Annotated in this window: 4 protein-coding genes; all 4 read left to right on the forward strand. The window is 34.0% G+C overall.

What is annotated here, in order from left to right:
* Positions 1-1192: carboxypeptidase regulatory-like domain-containing protein (locus tag U9P79_09815; protein ID MEA2104918.1), on the forward strand; the 1192-nt coding region annotated here is incomplete at its 5' end.
* A 235-nt stretch (positions 1193-1427) separates the two neighbouring features.
* Complete coding sequence (locus U9P79_09820; GenBank protein ID MEA2104919.1) at positions 1428-3227, forward strand: hypothetical protein; 1800 nt, start codon at positions 1428-1430, stop codon at positions 3225-3227.
* A 107-nt stretch (positions 3228-3334) separates the two neighbouring features.
* Positions 3335-3787 (forward strand): TerB family tellurite resistance protein, encoded by a 453-nt coding sequence (locus U9P79_09825; GenBank protein MEA2104920.1) that lies wholly within the window; start codon positions 3335-3337, stop codon positions 3785-3787.
* Complete coding sequence (locus U9P79_09830) at positions 3780-4319, forward strand: HD domain-containing protein (protein ID MEA2104921.1); 540 nt, start codon at positions 3780-3782, stop codon at positions 4317-4319. Before U9P79_09825 ends, U9P79_09830 begins: the two co-directional genes overlap by 8 nt.
* Positions 4320-4479: the final 160 nt, after the last annotated feature.

Here is a 4479-nt window from a genome sequence, read left to right on the forward strand (position 1 = left end):
AACCAAGAACCATAAAGAGGTAAAAATGAAAAAACTAATTTTTATTTTATTAATACTCGCCCCATGTTTCCTTTTTGCCGAACCAATCGCAAAAATTTCTCTTGAATACAATCTATTTTCAGAGACCGAATTTGAAGGAGCACTTGTTCTTCCTGCTTTCGCACACAATTCACCTGAAGTCATCATCGGAACGATTCCACAACAATCTGCTGATAAAAATGCTTTTTCAGAATCTCCAATCACAGATTTTGACAAGGGGATACAAACTTGGAAAATCAATAAATTTGAAAACGGTATTTACCAATTTTATGTTTCCACCTCTTTCTCAGATGATGATTTTTCCGAAAATTCCACAGTAGAGTGGGAAAACATACAAATTAACATTGCAGTTTCCGGCAATAGTTCTCTCACAATTCTACCTTCCGAAGGTGACGGACTTGTTTGGCATGCATTTGATATTATCGGCGTTACAAAGCAAATAATTGAGGTGAATAAAATCCTCCCCCGCAGAAAAATTGTTTACGGTAATATTATGGACGCTGTTAGTGGAGAGCCAATTGCAGATGCAACCGTGCAATTATCAGAAATCGGAACTAACGATACAATTGCCAAATGCAAATCAGATTCAAACGGAAATTACCTTTTCGCTGTACCCATCGGGCATTTTTTAGTTACTTTTGCAAAAGAGGATTACATTCCCTATTCATCTGAAATTGAAATGTGGGAAAACGAATTCCCCATTCGCATAGACGGTCATCTGTCTTCGATTCTCACCAAACTCCAACTTAGAATTGTTCTTTCCTGGGGTGCTAACCCGCCAGACCTTGACGCTCATCTAATCGGACCTGATCCTAAATCTGAAAAGAATTTTCACGTCAGTTATCATAATATGAAGCTATTTAAAGATCAGCACTTCTTAGACAGAGATGATCTAAATCAATATGGACCCGAAACGATTACACTTAATAAACTCGATCCCGGAAACTATACTTTTTTTGTCCGAAACTATTCAGACAGAAACGACCCAAATTCCAAAAATCTAAGTTTCAGCAACGCTTGTGTGAGAATATATCGAGAGGATAAACTGGTTCGAGAAATTTCCATATCTCCTAACCAAACCGGAACAGTTTGGCAAGTTCTTCAGATTGATGGGAGAAATGGGAAAATACAAACTATCAACCATGTGGAATAAAAATGAATTATCCAAATAGCAATTTTCTTCCAATTCATCTACTTGTAAAAACATATTTCCGTATAGTTTGACAAAATAAAATCAAAAATCTAACGTTGCTTAAAACAAATATTTGTTTAGTGAGGTAAATATGAAATATTATAGAGCAAAATTTATTGCGCTTATAGGGTTTCTTTTTATAATCCAAATCTTATTTGCTCAAGAAACTACACTTCTTTATCAGGAAAAAAAGTTTATGTCTGCCAAAAAAAGTGTAAAAATATTTTTTTCTACTCATGGAGGGGAAAGTTCCGTACCACCTAAATCAGTTGAAGACTCACAATTTCTTTATTTCACCTACGAACCGTCTGGTGATTGGGAATTTAAGGAGGATGACACAAAAGAAGGGTTGTATAGCATTGCTATTACGCAAAAATTAGCTTCCATTTCCCCTTCTTCGATAGTACCGCATCTAAATATGGAAAAAATCTCTTTTGTAGTAGCTGCCTTCCCAAAAAAATCAATGGAAATTTTCACTACTTTCCGTTTCACAAATCAGTTGGGCAGCTCGGCTAACATCAGCATCCCCGAAAAATATTGGACAGGTTATCTCGAATACAAAAAATTTTATGAAGACGGCGCAACATATCTTGATGAAAAAAAGTATTTGCTTGCTTTCAATGAATTAAAACACTTCATCACAGATAGTGAGCTTATCAAACATTTCACCTCCTATCAGGTTGCAAAACCTCTTCTCAAAAAATCTGTGGACAGCTATACCAATAATTTCAAAAGTGATTTTGAATTTATGCAGCTCGAAATTAAAAAGAATCAAACCACAAATACTGCCCAAATCACACAAGTAGATTCAATTCTTACAGGATTAAAAATAGGGTTACAAACTTTCGAGCCGTATTTCGATGCTCAAGATGAATCGAAAATAAAAGATGATCTGCTTCTGCTTATTACAAAGGTTCAAACTGCTTTGGATAATTTAAAGGAAAAATATATGGAGCAATTTTCTTTTGAAGATTACAATTCCTACAAATTTAATTTATTTATTGATCTAACTGCCCGATTAATTTGCCACACAGACAAGATCATAAACATTGAAAAGATGGATTCTCTGAATCTGCAAATATTAAATGAAAACTCCGAGGATAAATATTTTTCAGAAAAAGCAATGGAACTTAATGAACTTGGATGGACAAAAGATTTTCAGCTATTTGTTTATTTAATCAATAATAATATCCAAAACTCTCAAATGGTCTTCTCGCAAAACATTATGGATAATCTTGGTAGTTTGCAGGATAAAGAAAAACAACCTTACTATGATCTTTTCACCGGATTTAACAACCTATTTCAAAAAAAATATCCCTCTTTTGACGAGAATATAAAATTGGCAATTCGCAAATGTACAGATGTCAACTTCCTTTCCGATCTCGGAACACTCCTTATTTCCTTGAAAATTTCCCAAAGTAATATTTCAGAGGAGATCCTCTCTTCTTTCAATCGTGGTTTGGAACTTGAAAAGAAACGGGATCTGGGTAAAGCTCAACATATTTTCGACATCATCACAAAAAAAACCAACAGCTTTGCTCCACCATATTTTTATCTCGGAAAAATTTATTATCTCAATGGCCAATATGCCACATCCGATATTCTTTTCAACAAATCTTTGAAAATTGATCCCGAATATATTGCCCCCTGGAGATACAAAATCAAGTTATATCTTGATAACAAAAATTTCGGAACTGCACAAACCGAAATAAATAAGGCATTGGAGGATAACAAAATTTGGTACTTCTATTACTTGAAATCTCTAATCCTGTTCTTTTTAGATGAATATGACCAAGCAGAAGATGTTGCTTTAAACAAGTGCTTAACCTTAAACCAATATAGTTTTGATCTGCGTATTCTTCTTGGTGATATTTATCGCGAAAAGGGTGATTTGGACTCAGCCGAAAACCAATTTAAAATTGCGGGTGAAATTGATATGCAAAATGTAAAATTCAATGATAAACTTCAAGAAATAAACGACCTGAGAAATAAATAAATTATATTTCCCAAAACCCTGCAAAATAAAAATCTTTTGCAGGGTTTTTTTTTGATTTCTTTCAAAAAACTTTACACAAAATTATGTAATCACAAATCACGGCGTTTATGAATATAAAAAATATTTTTTCATTTAATAAAAGTAATACCACAGCGATTAATACTGTTGATCAAAAAGATAAAATCGAAATTGCTACTTGTGCTCTATTGCTTGAGATTGCAAAAGCAGACGATCAATTCACAAAAGAGGAAGAGAAAATCATTCAAAAAATCCTCCAAAAAAAATTTACCCTGAATTACGAAGAAATAAAAGAGCTGATTTCACAATCTGAAAAAGTGATTGATGAAAGCATTGACCTCTGGCAATTTACTAACAAAATTAATGAATACTTTTCAAGAGCAGAAAAACTTTTAATCCTTGAATCTGCCTGGGAAATAATTTATTCGGATGACAAATTGGATGTGAATGAGGATTACTTGATCCATAAATTCACAAATTTATTACGACTTGATCATAAAGATTTAATACAAACAAAATTAAAGGTGAAAAATAATGAATAATGCGATTAACAAGCTGTGGGGCACCGAGTTAAGCTGGATAAAAAATGAAGATTTACGCGAAAAAGTTGCGAAAACTTGGGAATTAGCATTTGAGAAAAGTGTTTTAACACCCGAAGATTTGGAAACTATTCCCTTCACTCTGCTCGTAAAAAATTGCAAGGTCAGTTTTATGGCTCACAAACGGGCAGTTGTGCATATTTCTCACGAATCTTCAAAAGTAATGCAAAAATCCTTCGGTAGCAACCTTCCAATTGATATGGATGTTGTAATTGCAGGAGCGATTTTGTGTGATGTGGGTAAATTGGTAGAATATGAAAAAGACGGTGATTCTATCAAATTTAGCAAATCCGGTTCTTTGCTTCGCCATGCCTTTACCGGTGTTTCGTTGGCTCAAGCCTGTGGAATTCCCGACGAAGTTTGCCACGTAATTGCAGTTCACTCTAAAGAAGGTGATGGGTTTAAACGAACCACAGAAGGATTAATAATCCACCACGCAGATTATATGTCCTATCTCCCGTTTAAAAATTTATAAATCCTTTTTTGAATTATGATTCCGAAAATATTTCGGAATATGGGGTTAACGCTTTGGAAAAGCGTATTTTGAATGTCATCCGTTTTTTTGAAATGTTAAACGGCAAAAACCGTAATCCGTTTCTCCGAAACGGCAAAACATAACGCTTTGGAAAAGCGTA

Source organism: Candidatus Cloacimonadota bacterium (assembly GCA_034661015.1).
Classification (GTDB): Bacteria; Cloacimonadota; Cloacimonadia; order JGIOTU-2; family JGIOTU-2; genus JAYEKN01.